Annotated in this window: 15 protein-coding genes; 7 read left to right on the top strand and 8 right to left on the bottom strand. The window is 69.3% G+C overall.

All coding sequences use genetic code 11. From position 1 onward, the window contains the following. Window positions 1-108: 108 nt before the first annotated feature. From ACFPFG_RS13815 to ACFPFG_RS13800, 4 genes are read left to right on the top strand one after another with little or no spacing between them, the layout of a single operon-like run. Window positions 109-984, top strand: a complete 876-nt coding sequence (locus ACFPFG_RS13815) for a branched-chain amino acid ABC transporter permease (RefSeq protein ID WP_183018343.1) — start codon at window positions 109-111, stop codon at window positions 982-984. Continuing rightward, a complete protein-coding gene (locus ACFPFG_RS13810; protein WP_183018344.1) occupies window positions 981-2,063 on the top strand; it encodes a branched-chain amino acid ABC transporter permease in 1,083 nt (360 codons plus the stop codon). The genes ACFPFG_RS13815 and ACFPFG_RS13810 overlap by 4 nt, the downstream gene beginning before the upstream one ends. Further along, window positions 2,060-2,860, top strand: a complete 801-nt coding sequence (locus ACFPFG_RS13805) for an ABC transporter ATP-binding protein (RefSeq protein ID WP_232245921.1) — start codon at window positions 2,060-2,062, stop codon at window positions 2,858-2,860. The genes ACFPFG_RS13810 and ACFPFG_RS13805 overlap by 4 nt, the downstream gene beginning before the upstream one ends. Continuing rightward, on the top strand, window positions 2,853-3,557 hold the full coding sequence (locus tag ACFPFG_RS13800) for an ABC transporter ATP-binding protein (RefSeq protein ID WP_183018345.1): 705 nt from the start codon (window positions 2,853-2,855) through the stop codon (window positions 3,555-3,557). The genes ACFPFG_RS13805 and ACFPFG_RS13800 overlap by 8 nt, the downstream gene beginning before the upstream one ends. Window positions 3,558-3,934: 377 nt before the next feature. On the opposite strand, the gene ACFPFG_RS13795 is transcribed toward ACFPFG_RS13800, so the two are convergent. From ACFPFG_RS13795 to ACFPFG_RS13760, 8 genes are read right to left on the bottom strand one after another with little or no spacing between them, the layout of a single operon-like run. Further along, on the bottom strand, window positions 3,935-5,173 hold the full coding sequence (locus ACFPFG_RS13795) for a diaminopropionate ammonia-lyase (protein ID WP_380107037.1): 1,239 nt from the start codon (window positions 5,171-5,173) through the stop codon (window positions 3,935-3,937). Beyond that, window positions 5,167-5,826: a nitroreductase family protein gene (locus tag ACFPFG_RS13790; protein WP_183018347.1), complete on the bottom strand. Its 660-nt coding sequence runs from the start codon at window positions 5,824-5,826 to the stop codon at window positions 5,167-5,169. Before ACFPFG_RS13790 ends, ACFPFG_RS13795 begins: the two co-directional genes overlap by 7 nt. Beyond that, on the bottom strand, window positions 5,823-8,285 hold the full coding sequence (gene cofH / locus ACFPFG_RS13785) for a 5-amino-6-(D-ribitylamino)uracil--L-tyrosine 4-hydroxyphenyl transferase CofH (RefSeq protein WP_259649129.1): 2,463 nt from the start codon (window positions 8,283-8,285) through the stop codon (window positions 5,823-5,825). Before cofH ends, ACFPFG_RS13790 begins: the two co-directional genes overlap by 4 nt. Beyond that, complete coding sequence (gene cofC, locus ACFPFG_RS13780; RefSeq protein ID WP_183018348.1) at window positions 8,282-9,004, bottom strand: 2-phospho-L-lactate guanylyltransferase; 723 nt, start codon at window positions 9,002-9,004, stop codon at window positions 8,282-8,284. The genes cofH and cofC overlap by 4 nt, the downstream gene beginning before the upstream one ends. After that, the gene (cofD, locus tag ACFPFG_RS13775) at window positions 8,997-10,001 is read right to left on the bottom strand and encodes a 2-phospho-L-lactate transferase (RefSeq protein ID WP_183018349.1); all 1,005 of its coding nucleotides are present in this window, start codon (window positions 9,999-10,001) and stop codon (window positions 8,997-8,999) included. Before cofD ends, cofC begins: the two co-directional genes overlap by 8 nt. Window positions 10,002-10,015: 14 nt before the next feature. Next, window positions 10,016-10,828 (bottom strand): coenzyme F420-0:L-glutamate ligase, encoded by an 813-nt coding sequence (cofE, locus tag ACFPFG_RS13770; RefSeq protein ID WP_183018350.1) that lies wholly within the window; start codon window positions 10,826-10,828, stop codon window positions 10,016-10,018. Next, window positions 10,825-11,490 carry an NADPH-dependent F420 reductase gene (gene npdG / locus ACFPFG_RS13765; RefSeq protein WP_183018351.1) on the bottom strand — a complete coding sequence of 222 codons (666 nt, stop codon included), beginning with the start codon at window positions 11,488-11,490 and terminating at the stop codon, window positions 10,825-10,827. Before npdG ends, cofE begins: the two co-directional genes overlap by 4 nt. Window positions 11,491-11,516: 26 nt before the next feature. Next, the gene (locus tag ACFPFG_RS13760; RefSeq protein WP_183018352.1) at window positions 11,517-12,293 is read right to left on the bottom strand and encodes a LamB/YcsF family protein; all 777 of its coding nucleotides are present in this window, start codon (window positions 12,291-12,293) and stop codon (window positions 11,517-11,519) included. Between the two features lie 167 nt (window positions 12,294-12,460). Between ACFPFG_RS13760 and pxpB the strand changes: the two genes are divergently transcribed. From pxpB to ACFPFG_RS13745, 3 genes are all read left to right on the top strand, one after another. Next, window positions 12,461-13,183 carry a 5-oxoprolinase subunit PxpB gene (gene pxpB, locus ACFPFG_RS13755; RefSeq protein WP_197957374.1) on the top strand — a complete coding sequence of 241 codons (723 nt, stop codon included), beginning with the start codon at window positions 12,461-12,463 and terminating at the stop codon, window positions 13,181-13,183. Then, complete coding sequence (locus ACFPFG_RS13750) at window positions 13,180-14,223, top strand: 5-oxoprolinase subunit C family protein (protein WP_183018354.1); 1,044 nt, start codon at window positions 13,180-13,182, stop codon at window positions 14,221-14,223. The genes pxpB and ACFPFG_RS13750 overlap by 4 nt, the downstream gene beginning before the upstream one ends. Window positions 14,224-14,305: 82 nt before the next feature. Then, window positions 14,306-15,088, top strand: a complete 783-nt coding sequence (locus tag ACFPFG_RS13745; RefSeq protein WP_232245919.1) for a GntR family transcriptional regulator — start codon at window positions 14,306-14,308, stop codon at window positions 15,086-15,088. Window positions 15,089-15,147: the final 59 nt, after the last annotated feature.

Raw genomic sequence — 15,147 nt, 5'->3', positions numbered from 1 at the left:
AGACCGGTGCCGTGCCCGCCTCGATGGCGGGGCGGTACAGCGCAATCGATATCGCGGATCCAGCGCCTTTCGCGATTGCTTCGTTCCCAGGCGCGTGCGAGAACACCAGTGGACCAACTCATCCAGCACATTGCCAATGCGCTGATCCTTGGCGGCACCTATGCCCTCCTCGGGATCGGACTGACCTTGATCCTGGGGATCATGAAGGTCGTGAATTTCACGCACGGCGAACTGTACGCCTTTGGCGGCTTCATGGCGTACTACTTTGCCGCGCAACTCCAGTGGAACTTCTTTGTTGCATTGGCGTTCTCGATCATGCTGGGCATTGTGCTCGGTGCGGTGATCGAGCGGCTGCTGCTGCGCCGCATGCGGGGCGCGGACATCGACTCCACCATGATCGTGATGATCGGCTGCTGGATCGCGATGCAGAACCTCGCCTTGCTGGTCTGGGGCGGCGTGGCCAAGGCGATACCCACCCCATTCCCCTCAGAACCCCTGGTGATCGGCCCCGTGGCCGTCTCCTGGCTGCGCCTGTTCGTGCTGGTGGTCGCCATGGGCCTGATCCTGGCGACCTACCTGCTCATGCATCGTTCGCCACTGGGCAAGGCCATGCGCGCCACCTTCCAGGACCGCGACACCGCTTCGCTGATGGGCATCAATGTCAATGCGATCTACACCGCCACATTCGCCCTGGGCTCCGGTCTTGCGGCCGCAGCGGGGGCGCTGCTCGGCCCGGTGTTCGTGGTTACCACCACCATGGGCAACATGGCTGCCCTGAAGGCGTTCGCCATCGTGATCCTGGGTGGTCTGGGCAACATCCAGGGAGCGGCCGTCGGCGGCTTCATCCTGGCCTTTGCCGAAGAGCTGGGTTCAGGCTATATCTCGTCGGGCTACCGCGATGCCATGGGGTTCATCCTCATCATCCTGGTGCTCATGTTCAAACCCACCGGCTTGTTCAGCGTTCGAGGGGAGAGAATCGGATGAAAACCATTGCCACACTCGCGTTGCTCGCGGCGCTCCTGTCCGTGCCCTGGTGGGTGACGGACCAGTACTACCTGCACATCATCATCACCACCGGTATCTTCATCGTGGGTGCCATGAGCCTGAACCTGCTGCTGGGGTTCACGGGCCAGCTGAGTCTGGGCCACATTGCCTTCTTCGGTATCGGCGCCTATGCCAGTGCCCTGAGTTCGCTGGGTTTCGACATTCCCGTGTTCTGGGGCGACGGCCGCATCGTCCACACGCCCTGGCATCCCGCAGCCGGCCTGCTGCTGGGCACTGTACTGGCAGGCGCCTGCGGCTGGTTCGTGGGGCGGCTGTCATTCAAGATCCGCGGCGCCTATTTCGTGATCGTGACCGTCAGCTTCGCCGAGGTGACGCGCCTGGTCGCCCTCAACTGGATCGACCTCACGCAGGGCCCGCTGGCGCTGAGCAACATCCCGCCACTGGGCTACAGCCTGCCGGGTCTGGGCGAGGCGCAGTTCTGGTCCAAGGTGCCCAACTACTACCTTGTGCTGGGTCTGGGCCTGCTGTCGTACGTGCTGATCCGTCGCGTCCTGCACTCGCGCATGGGCCGGGCCATGGTCGCGCTGCGCGAGAACGAGCCCCTGGCCACCTCGGTGGGCATAGATGTGACCCGCTACCTGGTGTTCGCGGCCGTGGCCTCGGCAGCGCTGGCTGGCGCCGCGGGCGCGCTGTACGCGCACTACATCCGCATCATCGACCCCGACATCTTCCTGTTCATCTATACGGTGACCATGGTCATCATGGTGGTGACGGGCGGCAAGGGCACGCTGGCCGGCCCCATCGTCGGCGGCGTGGTCTTCGGCGCTCTGCCCGTGGGACTGCGTGCCGTGGCCGCGCCAGAGGTACAGTGGATCGTCTATGGCATCGCGATGGTGCTCGTCGTGTTCTTCCTGCCGCGCGGCATCGTGCCCGCCGTGGCCGACTGGTGGCATCGCAGGCGCGGCAGCGCGCCGCGCCACGTGCGCCAGGCGCCGGCCGATGGGCAGGTCCCTGCGGCCCCCAAGGCCGCCACGCAGCGCGCCGGGAGCCCGACATGATGGCGCCCAAGACCTCGACCTCCCCGGCCGCCCTGCTGTCCATAGACCGCGTGGCCGTGCACTTCGGCGGCCTGGTGGCGATATCGGACATGAGCTTCGACGTGAAGGAAGGCGAACTCGTCAGCCTGATCGGCCCCAATGGCGCCGGCAAGACCACCGCCTTCAACGTCATCACCGGCTTCATGCGCCCGACCAAGGGGCAGGTGCACTTCGGCGGCACGGCTTTGCACCGGCTCAAGCCGCACGAAGTGGCAGGCGAAGGTCTGGTGCGCACCTTCCAGCGCACCAGCCTGTTCACTACGAACACGGTGTTCGAGAACGTGCTGACGGGCCTGCACCTTTCGGGGCGGGCGTCCGCCTGGTCCACGCTGCTGGCCCTGCCGGGCATGCGCCGCGAGGAAGCCCGGCTCCGCGAATCCGTCTGGGAAGTGCTGGACTTCGTGGGCATTGCCCACTACGCCAATGAATTGGGCGGTGCGCTGCCCTACGGTGCGCAGCGCCTGCTGGGCGTGGCCGTGGCCCTCGCGGCGCGTCCCCGGCTGCTGCTGCTGGACGAGCCCGCGGCCGGCATGAATCCCTCGGAGACGGCCGAGTTCATGGATCTGCTGGCCAGGCTGCGCCGGCGCGGCATCACCCTCTTGCTGGTCGAGCACGACATGCCGCTGGTCATGGGCGTGTCCGACCGGATCGTGGTGCTCAACTACGGAAAAATCATCGCCGACGGAACGCCTGCGCAGATCCAGGCCAACCCCGAGGTGATCCGCGCCTATCTGGGGCAGGGGATCAAGCATGCTTGAAATAAAGAACATCGTGTGTCGCTACGGCAAGGTGGAGGCCGTCAAGAATGTATCGCTGCGCGTGGGCCAGGGCGAGTTCGTCACCATCATCGGTGCCAATGGCGCGGGCAAGTCGTCAACGCTCAAGGCGATCTCCGGGCTGCTGCCGCCGTCCTCGGGCTCCATCGTGTTCGAGGGCGTGGACATCACGCGCGCCACGCCGCAGCGCATCCTGTCGCTGGGAATAGCCCACTGCCCCGAGGGGCGGCGCGTGTTCGGGCAGATGTCCGTCCAGGAGAACCTCGAGCTCGGCGCCTTTCGCCGAAACGACAAGGCTGGCACTGCCCAGGACATGCAGCGCATCTTCGAGAGTTTCCCCAAGCTGCACGATCGGCGCCATCAGATGGCCGGCACGCTGTCAGGCGGCGAGCAGCAGATGCTGGCCATCGGCCGCGCGCTGATGTCGCGGCCCAGGCTCGTACTGTTCGACGAGCCCTCGCTGGGCCTGGCGCCCAATATCGTGCAAAAGACCTTCGAGGTTATCCAGCGCGTGCGTGCGGATGGCGCCACCGTGCTCATGGTCGAGCAGAACGCCTACGCCGCGCTGGACATGTGTGATCGCGCCTATCTCTACGAGTCGGGAGCCATGACCCTGCAGGGGACGGGCGCCGAACTGATCGACGACCCGCACGTGCGCAAGGCCTACCTCGGCGGCTGAGCGAGCGCCCCCGTGCGGGGCACACTCGGCCGGCACGCCGGGCACGCCGGGCACGCCGGGCACGCCGGGCACGCCGGGCACGCCGGGCACGCCGGGCACGCCGGCCACATCGGCCACATCGGCCACATCGGCCATTGCTCGGCGACCGCCATCGTCTCCCTGCCCCGGGCTTGGCTTCGGTTGGCTTTGCGCGCGGGCACTCGGCAAAACTGCAGCGCTTGCCAAGGCATGGGCCTGGCGGCTCACTGCGCCTTGTGATCACCGGCGCGCAGAGCCAGCGCGGGTACGTGAAATCGCATAGCGCGCTCTAGCGTCGTGAGTTGGTTTGCGCAGCGGGAAAGGGGGCGCCGCGCGCCCCGGGGAAACCGCCAAGCCTTTCAGGCGGCGCCTTCATCGAGCCAGGAGATCTGTGCGGCGAGGATGTCCTGCGCACCCTTGCCAACCAGTTCGCGGTAGACGCCCGGCGCCGTCGCGCCCTCGGTGCTGATGAGCAGCACGCTGGCCTGGGCATCGAGGCGGGTCCTCGCGCGCAGGTCGGGATCGCTCGCCAGGTGGATCAGGCCGGCCAGCCCGGCGGCCCCGGATTCCCCGCTGACCACTGGAACGTCGCCGTTGGCGTCTTGCACCTGGGCGAGCCGGCGCATGGCCGAAACGGCTTCCCCGTCTTCGATGGCAAGGAAGAAGTCCACGGCCGGCTGAAGGAATCGCCAGGCCAGCGGTGAGGTCTCGCCGCAGGCCAGTCCCGCCATGACCGAGTCGACCGAGCCGCTGGCCTGCGCGGCCTGGCCCGCGAGCGCGCTCTGGCAAAGGCAGTCGGCTTGGCGTGGCTCGACCACGATGAAGGCCGGCCGCCGGGCGCCGTACTGTTCGCAGAAATAGCTGGCGATCCCGGCCGCCAGGCCGCCTACGCCGCCCTGCAGGAATACATGGGTATAGGGGCAGGGCGCGTCGCTGGCTGCGGGGCGCTGCTCCAGGATCTCGTCCACGATGGTGCCGTAGCCCTGCATCACGTCGCGCGGGATCTCCTCGTAGCCTTCGTAGGAGGTGTCGGAGACCACCTGCCAGCCGTTGGCGCCGGCCAGGCGCGCGGCTTCCTCGACGGAGGCGTCGTAGTTGCCCTCGATGCGCACAATGCGTGCGCCATGCGAGGCGATGGCCTGCTCGCGCTCCAGGCTGACGTTCTTGTGCAGCACGATGACGCAGTGGCAGCCGATGTCGTGGGCGGCCGCGGCCAGCGAGCGGCCGTGGTTGCCGTCCGTGGCCGAGACCACGGTGAACTCCGAGAGCTGCGCGGCGTGGTGGCCGGCGAACAAGTCGTCGGCTGTGAAGGCCGCGCCCGGCCAGCGCCGCTGGATCAGGCGGATCAGGGCGATGGGCGCGCCCAGGGCCTTGAAGCTTCCCATGTGCGCACGCGTGGATTCGTCCTTGAGTTCGACCCGGGCGACGCCCATGGCGCGGGCCAGGTCGGGCAGCGGCCACAGCGGCGTGGCCGTGGGCGACAGCTGCGGCCAGCCAGCCAGCCAGCGCCGGCTTTCCCGGGCCTTGGCGATGCTCATGATGGCGCGCAGCTCGTCGCCGTAGTCGCCGCGCGTGGCGCGCATGTTCTCGATCAGCATGGAATGTCTCCTGAAGTGATGAATTGGGTGATCTCGTGGAGCGGCCGACGAACGAAGGGCTTGCCGGCATTGGCCGGATGGCCGAGCGTGATCAGTCCCTGTGGCTCCCAGTGCACCGGCAGTTCGAGCGCGCAGCGGACGGCTTCTGGGCAGAACAGCGGCGCGCAGAGCCAGCACGCGCCCAGGCCGGCCGCGTGCGCGGCCAGCAGCAGGTTCTGGCCGGCCATGGCCGTGCTTTGCACGGCCATCTGGTGTTCGTTGCGGGCGCGCTCGGAATCCGGGTAGCGGTCCATGTCCTCCATGCTCAGGCACACGACGATCACGGTCGCCGCGCCGCAGATGCGCTCGCGCGAGCGGAGCACGTCGGCCTCGATGTCCGCTTCGCTGTCGCGGTCGACCTGTCGGTCGCGCCGCAGGCGCTGGCCCATGGCATCGGCCAGTGACATCTGCCGCTCGCGCTGGCGGATGACGGCGAAGCGCCAGGGCTGGCGGTTGTGGGCCGAGGGCGCGCTGCCCGCGGCGTGCAGCAGCGCTTCGATCGTCTCGGGCGCGATCGGCTGGGGCAGGTAGCGGCGCACCGAGCGCCGCCCCAGCCAGTCGGGCATGCGCGGCTGGCCGCTGCCTGCCTGGGCATCGTTGGCCGCGTCGCTCATGGCGTGCAGGCCGCCACGAGGGTGGCGCGCGCCAGGCCCTGGCCTGCGGGGAAGTCGATGCGCACGGGCGGCAGCGGGGCGCGCTGCTGGCGCGCGCGCGCCATGGCCCCGGCGTCCGGCGCGCCATAGGAGGTGGTGCGCTGGCGTGGCGTGCGGCCCATGGAGTGCAGCAGGGCCTCCATGTCGCCCGCCGTCATTTCCTGCCCATGAGCGGCGCCAGCCGAACGGGAGATCGTCTCGTTCATCAGCGTGCCGCCCATGTCGTTCACCCCCGCGTTCAGGCAGGCCTTGACGCCTTCCGCTCCCAGCTTGACCCACGAGGCCTGGATATTGGGTATCAGAGGGTGCAGCGCCAGGCGGGCGACGGCATGCATGAGTACGGATTCACGGAAGCTGGGGCCGCGGCGCGCGCGGCCCTTGCGGTAGATCGGTGACTCCATGTGCACGAAGGGCAGGGGTACGAACTCCGTGAAGCCGCCGGTCTGCGCCTGCAGTGCGCGCAGCCGCAGCAGGTGCCGCGCCCAGTGCTCCAGCCGCTCGACGTGGCCGAACATGATGGTCGCCGTGCTGCGCAGCCCCAGGCCGTGCGCCGTGCGCATGACCTGCAGCCACTGCGCGGTGTCGAGCTTGTCGTGGCAGATCACCTGGCGTACCTCGTCATCCAGGATCTCGGCCGCCGTGCCAGGCAGCGTGGACAGGCCGGCGTCCTTGAGCCGTGCCAGGTATTCGGCCAGCGGCAGGCCCAGCGTCGCGGCGCCCTGCCAGACCTCCAGCGGCGAGAATGCGTGCAAGTGCATCTCGGGCGCCTCGGCCTTCACGGCCTTGCAGATTTCCAGGTAGGTGGCCCCGGTGTAGGCGGGATGGATGCCGCCCTGCATGCAGACCTCGGTGGCACCGCGGTCCCAGGCCTCGCGCACGCGCTGGCGGATTTCGGCCAGTGGCAGGTCGTAGGGCTTGCCGCGCAGGTCCTCGCTGCCCTTGCCCTTGGCGAAGGCGCAGAACTGGCAGCGGTAGCCGCAGATGTTGGTGTAGTTGATGTTGCGGTTGACAACGAAGCTGACCACGTCCCCGTTGACCTGCCTACGCAGCGCGTCGGCTGCGGCGCAGACGGCGCTGAATTCGGAGCCGTGCGCGCGGAACAGCCGCACGATCTCGGCCTCGGTAAGCGTGTGGCCAGCCTGGGCACGATGCAGGATGCCGTCGATGGCGGTACGCCCCGCGGCCGGGGCCGCGGAGACCAGTTGCAGATCCCGCGCCGGCGGGAGTTGCTGCGCGCCGGGCGTCCAGGCGTCGGTGCGCGCGAAGCCGTCGCTGTCCACCGCGCGCAGCACGGCCGTGCGAAGGCCCGCGTCCAGCCAGCGCTGGCCATCCCGCGCATAGGCCGGGTACAGTGCCAGGCGTTCCGTCAGCTCCTTGCCGGCAGCGCGCGTGGCCTGGGCCAGCGCGTCCAGGTGCGGCCAGGGCGCCTCGGGGTTCACGTGGTCGGGCGTGACGGGGGAGACGCCGCCCCAGTCGTTGATGCCTGCGTCCACCAGCGCAGCCAGGGCGCCGGGCTGGAGATTGGGCGGCGCCTGGATGTTCATCTCGGCGCCGAAGACCAGCCGCGCCGCGGCGATGGTCCAAAGGTGTTCCTCCAGGGAGGGAGCCGGCGTGCCTGCCATCAAGGTACCGGCCTTGGGGCGGAAGTTCTGGACGATGATTTCCTGTATGTGGCCGTGCTGCTCGTGCAGAGCGCGCAGCGCCAGCAGCGCGTGGATGCGCTCGGTGCGCGTTTCGCCGATGCCGATCAGCAGGCCTGTGGTGAAGGGCACCTGTGCAGTGCCCGCCAGGCGGATGGTCTCGAGGCGTGCCGCCGGCAGCTTGTCGGGCGAGCCGAAGTGCGGGCCACCGCGCGCGCACAGCCGCTCGGCGCTGCTCTCCAGCATGATGCCTTGCGAGACCGACACCGGGCGCAGGGCGGCGAGGCTGGCCGCATCCAGCAGGCCGGGGTTCAGGTGCGGCAGCAGGCCGGTCTCCTCGTAGACGGCGCGCGCGGCTTCGGCCAGGTAGTCCAGCGTGGTGGCGTGGCCCATGTGGTCCAGCGCCTCGCGCGCCACCTGGTAGCGCGCCTCCGGCTTGTCGCCCAGCGTGAACAATGCCTCCCTGCAGCCGGCCGCCGCGCCGGCGCGCGCGATGCGCAGCACCTGTTGTAGCGGCAGGTATGGCGCCGCGATGTGACGCGGCGCCTGCGCGAATGTGCAGTAGTGGCACACGTCGCGGCACAGCTGGGTCAGCGGGATGAAGACCTTGCGCGAGTAGGAGACGACGTTGCCGTGCGCGCTGTCGCGCCGCGCTGCCGCCGTGGTCATCAATGCCTGTGCGCCGTGCTCTGCGAGGAGGTAGGCGTCGGTGTCGTCCATGCGCTCGTGCGGCCGGGGCAGGGCAAGGCGGGGCTGGGCTGGGGAATGGGGCAGGGTCATGGTGTGGCACTCGCTCGTGAAGGACCGGGAAGGCGCGCCGCCCGGTGCAGCCGCCATGCCACGCCGCTGGACTGCAGCCAGGCGTAGGTATGCGTCTGCGCGGCGCCGGACAGCGCCATGAAGGCGCGAAGGTCGGCCGGGCGGTCGACGTCGCGGGCCAGGCGTGGCAGGCTCAGCAACAGCGGGTCGAGCCCGATGGCGCGCGCGGTCCGCACATGGCGGCGGAAGCTGTCGGGGCCGTAGCACAGGGGCAGGGCGTCCGGGGGCGAGCAGGCCAACGCATTGGTGCCGCCATCGTGGCTGGCGGCCACCAGGGTGGCGCCGCGCGCACCGCGCCGCCGGCCATGCGCCTGGGCCAGCAGCGCGAGGTCGTCGCGCGCCAGGCCGGGCAGGTCGGCGGGAACGATCAGCATGCCGTCCCGGCCGGCATCGCTGAGCGCGCGCGCGGCGCGGCGCAGCGCGGGCACCAGGCCGCAGGCGGGGCTGTCATCGAGCACCGTCGCGCCAGCGGCGCGCGCCATCGCCTGGGCCGTGGGATCGCCGCTGACGACCAGCATCCCGCCCAGGTGGGGGTGGCCCGCCAGTGCGTCCAGCACATCGCGCAGCATGACCTGGGCCAGTGCCGCGCGCTCGCTGGCGTCGAGCAGTGGCGCCAGCCGCTGCTTGGCCCGCGCCAGGGGTTTGACGGGCACGACCGCCCACAGACCGGCGTCATGCATGGCGTACTCCATGAGCGGCGGGCCGCGTCAATGCCTGGGCAAAGCCGACGACGGCCTGCGCCAGCGCGCGTTTGGACTCGGGACTGTCCATCAGCGTGGCGGCCGCATGCACCGGGATGCCCAACTCCAGTGCCTGCGCCGCATCGGCATGGTCCACCACCAAGCCGTCGAGGAGGCCCGCATAGTGCTCGGCCACGGTGCGGTTGTCTGCGCCGTGCCCCAACTCCCGCAGCATCTTGGCCGTGGGGCCCTTGACCGCCTGCCCGCCGATCAGCGGCGACACCGCCACCACGGGCGCGCGGCTGGCGCGCAGTGCCGCGCGAACGCCGGGCAGGGCGAGGATGGGGTCGATGCTCAGCAGCGGGTTGGAGGGGCAGATCACCACCATGGCCAGCGCCGGGTCGGCCAGGGCGGCGAGCAGGTCCGGATGCGGCGGGGCCGTGGCTGCGCCCGCGAAGGAAACGCCCGTGACGACTGGCCTGCAGGCGTGCCGTACGAAGTAGTGTTGCAAGGGCAGGTCGCCCTCCTGCGTGTGCACGATGGTGCGCACCGGCCGTTCGCTCATGGGCAGCAGCATGGCCTGCACGCCGCTGCGCCGCGCGAGGTCGGCCGTGACCTGTGCCAGGGTCTCGCCGGCGCGCAGGCGGCGCGTGCGCTCCACGTGCAGCGCGAGATCGCGGTCGCCGAGCGCGAACCAGTCGTCTGCGCCCCACTCGGTCAGCGCGGCCATGAAGTTCCAGGTCTCGCCCTGGCGGCCCCAGCCGCGCACGGGGTCGTTCAGGCCCGCCAGCGTGTAGAGCACGGTGTCGATGTCGGGCGCGATGTGCAGGCCCAGGTGCTCGAAGTCGTCGCCGGTGTTGACGACAATGCGAAGCGCGCCTAGAGCCTGCGAGCGCAGCAACTGCTCGAGGCCCCAGGCCAGCTTCGCGCCGCCGACGCCTCCGCACAAGGCGAGCACCCAGGGGGCGCCGGGCGATGGGCAGACGGTTGCATGCATGGCTTGTCCTCCCCTTAGCGGAACAGGTCCTGCCGCCGTGGGCGCAACAGGTCGGCGGCAGGCCGGGCCGCAGCGTCCCACCGCAGGCCACGCAGATGGACGGCAGGCTGGCCCGCGGCGGTCTGGCCCATGAGCAGCGAGGCCGCGGCCGCAATTTCGTCGGCCACGGCGATTTCGGTAATGCGCATGGCGCGGCCGAAAAGATCGTCCTGGCCCACCATGTCGAGCAGCGCGGGCAGGCCCGAGGCGCCCAGCGCCACGCCGGTCACACCCTGGCGCCAGGGCCTGCCGAAGCTGTCGTTGATGAGTACTGCGATGTCGGCGCCGAAGGCCGCGTCCAGCCGTGTCTTCAGGCGCGCGCAACTCGCGTCGGGGTCCAGGGGCAGCAGCAGCGCAAGCTCCTCGCCGTCGGGATGCTCGACATTGGACTGGTCGATGCCCGCATTGGCCATCACGAAACCCAGTCGGTGTTCGGTGACCAGCAGGCCCGGGGCGTGGCGCACGACCTCGCGGCTCTCGGACAGGATGAGCTCGACCATGCGCGGGTCCTTGCCGGTGTCCACCGCGAGCGCGGTGGCACGCAGCGAGGGCCGCACGTCGCGCAGGCGCACCAGGCGGCCCTCGGCCTTGGACACGATCTTTTGCGCCACCACCACCACGTCCTGGCTGGCCGGCGCGATGCCGGCGCGCCGCAGCGCGGCGATCAGCAGCCCGGCCAGATCGTCACCGGGCCGCACCAGCGGCATGTCCGGCAGCGCCGTCAGGGCCAGCGTGGCGCCATGCAGCTGGCCCCGTGCGGGGCGAAGGGGGGCGGCGACGACCGTCATCGCGCGATGCCGGTGATCTGGATGCCGGCGCAATCGACCCCGTAGCGCCGGTTGATGCCGATCAGCAGGGAGGTCATGGCCTCGGCGGCGGCCGCGTTGGCGATGGGTCCGGCGTCGATGCCGCGGGTGCCTGCGGCCGCGGCGAGCGCGAGCACGGTACCGCGCGCCTCGGGGTCGTTGCCGCAGACCAGCACGTCGCAGGCGATGGGACCGCCGGCCTGCAGCTTGGCGGCACCCACGTTCTGGAACGCAGACACCACGCGCACATCGTCGCCAAGGCGCTGCTGGGCTATCTGCCCGGCTGATCCCTCGGGCGGCAACTGCACCACGGCCACCCTGGGCGGCACCAACGGCACCACGGCATCGACCACGATCTTGCCGGCGACCACATCTTTGATCTCGGCCAGGGTCGCCTCGTGGTGAGAGAAGGGCACGGCCAGCACCACCACCTCGGCCGCCGCCGCAGCGCCGGCATTGCTGTCGGCGCGCACGGGCGGCGCGCCATGGCCGGTGGCGATCAGGGCCGCGGCCGCGCGGGCCTTGTCGGGGGAGCGCGAGCCGAGGATGACGGGATAGCCCGCCGCGGCCCAGCGCATTGCCATGCCGGAGCCCAGGGCCCCGGTGCCGCCGAGGATGGCGATGATGGGAAGCAGTTGCTGCATGGATGGCTCCTTGGGGTGTGTGGCTGTCAATCCAGCGCCATCTCGGTCAGGGGAACGATCTTCACGCCCGCGGCCTCGAGGCCGGCGCGCACGGCGGCGGACAGGGCCAGGGCGGTGGGTTCGTCGCCATGCACGCATAGCGAATCGATGCGGCGCTTGATGCGCTTGCCGTTGCGAGAAATGATTTCGCCCTCGGTCACCATGTGCACGACCTGGCGCGTGGCCTGGGCCGCGTCCTTGATGACGGAGCCCGGCACCTTGCGCGAGGTGAGGTTGCCGTCGTCCTCGTACAGGCGGTCGCAGAAGCCCTCGCGGGCCAGCGGCAGATCGAGTTGCTGTGCTGCCTTCTCCATCTCCGAGCCGGACAGCGCGACGTAGATGAGGTCACGGTCCACGGCCTTGATGGCGCGGCCGATGGCCATGGCGTAGTCCGCGTTCTCGGCGGCCATGTTGTTGAGCGCGCCGTGCGGCTTGACGTGCGTGACCTTCTCGCCGCAAAACGATGCCATGGCCTGCAGGGCGCCGATCTGGTAGGCGATCAGGTTCTCCAGGTCGTCGGCGCGCATGTCGATGCGCCGGCGCCCGAAACCCCATAGGTCATTGAAGCCCGTGTGCGCACCGATGCTCACGCCCTGCGCCTTGGCGTTTTCAACCACGCGGCGCATGGTCAGCGGATCGCCGGCGTGGAAGCCGCAGGCGATGTTGGCCGAACGGATGATCTTGAGGATGCCATCGTCGTTGCCGATGTCGTAGGCGCCGAATCCCTCGCCCATGTCTGCATTGAGGTTCACGGAAAGTGTCACTGCCTTCTCCTTTTGCGCGCTTGTGGAGCGTTGCTGAAATCACCGCCCTGCGGGGCTTGGGTGTACGTGAATCTTAGTATAAGATACCAACAATAGTAAGACAATATAAATTTGATCGGTCAAGGATGTGGTGCTCGCGGCGTGCTTGCCGTACACGAGGAGATGAGATGGATGTCCGTTTGCTGAGCGCTGGCGATGCCGCGCTGGTGGTGGAGTTCGGTGACCGTATCGAGCGCGGTCTGAGCGAGGCGGTGCTGCGCCTGGCCGAGCGCTTGCGCCTGGCCGGCGTGGCCGGTGTGGTCGAGACGGTGCCCACCTACCGCTCGTTGATGGTTCACTACGATCCGCTGCGCACCAGCCACGAGGCGCTGGAGCAGGCGCTGGGCGGCTTGCTGGAAGACGGCGGCGGCGCTGCCGCGCCGGGCCGCCGCTGGCGGCTTCCCGCGTGCTACGAGGCGCCTCACGCGCCCGATCTGGCGCAAGTGGCCGAGCGCACGGCCATGTCGACTGCGGACGTGGTGCGCCAGCATGCCGGCACCGAATTTCATGTGTACATGCTGGGCTTTGTGCCCGGCTATCCCTATATGGGCGACCTGCCCGAGGCGCTGGTGCTGCCGCGCCGGGCCGACCCGCGCGTGCGCGTGCCGCCGGGCTCCATCGCCATCGCCTCCACGATGACGGCCATCTATCCCGTCGAGAGCCCGGGCGGCTGGCACCTGATCGGTGCCACGCCCGTGCGGCTGTTCGATCCCGCACGCGAGTCGCCAGCGCTGCTCAGTCCCGGAGACAAGGTTTTCTTCGAGCCGGTAGGCATGGCGCGTTTCGACGAACTGCGCCGCGCCAGCGCCGCCGGCGACTACCTGCCCGACAGCGAAAGGATTTGCCCATGACCGCCTGCCTGCTCGTACGCCAACCCGGCATCCACACCACGGTGCAGGACCGTGGCCGTACCGGATTCCAGAACGTGGGCGTGCCGGTCTCGGGCCCGCTCGATGGCGTGAGCCTTGCGCTGGCCAATGCCCTGGTCGGCAACGCGGCCGGCGAGCCCGCGCTGGAGATGTTGCTGCAGGGGCCCGTGCTCGAAGTGGCCTGCGCCTCCGTGCGCGTGGCACTTGTTGGCGGCGACGTGGCGCTCGAGATCGGCGGCACGAATGCGCGCCGGGTTTCGCCCGGCACCAGCGCGCGGCTGGTGCGCGGCGAGACCCTGGCGGTTGCGCGGCTGGGTGCCTCGGCCTGCGCCTACCTCGCCGTGGAGGGCGGCATACAGGTACCCCTGTGCCTGGGCAGCGCATCCACGTATGTGCGCGGCGGCCTCGGGGGAGTCGATGGCCGGGCGCTGCGTGCCGGCGACCATCTGCCGCTGGCCCGCGACTGCGTGCCCGCGCGCGGCGAGAAGCGCCTTGCCCAGGTGCCGGCCCTCGGCCTGGACCAGGCCATCCGCGTGGTGCTCGGCCCGCAGGCGGACTTCTTCGATGCGCAGGCCATCTCCATGTTCCTGTCCGGCGAGTACCGGGTATCGGCCCAGGCCGACCGCATGGGCTTTCGGCTCGACGGTCCCGCGCTGCGACATGTCAGGGGAAGCGACATCGTCTCCGACGGCATCGTGGCCGGTTCCATCCAGGTGCCAGGCTCGGGCCAGCCCATCGTGCTCATGGCCGACGCCCAGACCACGGGAGGCTATCCAAAGATCGCCACCGTCATCTCGGCCGATGTTTCCGTGCTGGGACGGCGAAGGCCAGGCAGCATGGTGCGCTTCGCCGAGGTGAGCGTGGCCGAGGCACAGGCCTTGCGCCGCAGCCAGCAGTCCGAGATCGAGCGGCAGGTTGCTGCGCTGCGCGACGCTGCGGCGCCGGCCATCGTGGATGTGGCCGCACTGCACACGGCCAACCTTGTCAGCGGCGTGGCCAGTGCCCGGTGTGAGCCCATGTGAGATCGCCAGCACGTTCTGGGGCGCTTGCGCGGTGGTGAGGCCGCTTGCGGGTATTCTGTCGTTCTATTGATGGAATGGCTGAATGACCAGTATGAAAACCCTGAACAGTACGGAACGCCGGGGCAAGATCCCCGCCTACATCCAAGTGGCCGCCGCGCTGCGGCGCCGCATCGAGACCGGTGAATGGAAGCCGGGCGAGCAGATCTCTACCTTGGAGCAACTGGAGGTCGAGTTCGGCGTGGCCCGCGTGACGGTGCGCCAGGCCATTGAGCTGCTTGAGAGCGAAAGTCTGGTGCGGCGCCAGCAGGGGCGCGGCACCTTTGTCAACGACACCGTCAGCGACAAGCGCTGGCTCGAGCTGGAAACCTCATGGGAGATGGTGCTGGAGTCGATCCGCCACAACGTGCCCAAGTTCATCAAGGTGCCCAATCCGCCGCCAGTCCCGCTGTTGCGCCAGGCGGAGGGACGGCTCGCCGAGGAATACGTGTTCCTGCGCAGCGTCCAGCTCAAGGACGGCAAGCCCTATGGCGTGGTCAACCTGCACCTGTCCAAGCCCGTCTTCGAGCGCGAGAAGGCCCGGTTCCTCAAGCACACGGCCTTGCCCATCGTGGCAGACATGGGCCTGAACATCGCGCATGCGCACCAGGTCCTGGTCATCGGCACTGCCGCGCCCGAGATCGCCGAACTGCTCGAGGTATCGCTGAGCGCCCCGACCGCGGAAGTGCGCTGGGTGTTGCGCGACGATTCGGATACGGCCATCTACGTGGCCGACATCATCTACCGCAGCGACTGCGTGAAGATGTCCACCGATTTTTTCCACCCTCATCGTCCCAAGGAAGAGGTTCGCAAATCCAAAAAGAACTAACATCCTATAAATAGTATGTTATATTGATCCGACATGATGCCGAGAAGGCGCCCGGCCTG

The organism is Delftia deserti (genome assembly GCF_042653485.1).
GTDB lineage: Bacteria > Pseudomonadota > Gammaproteobacteria > Burkholderiales > Burkholderiaceae_C > Comamonas > Comamonas acidovorans.
Note: the sequence above shows the minus strand (reverse complement) of the source record. Positions and strands in the feature narration are given on the sequence as shown.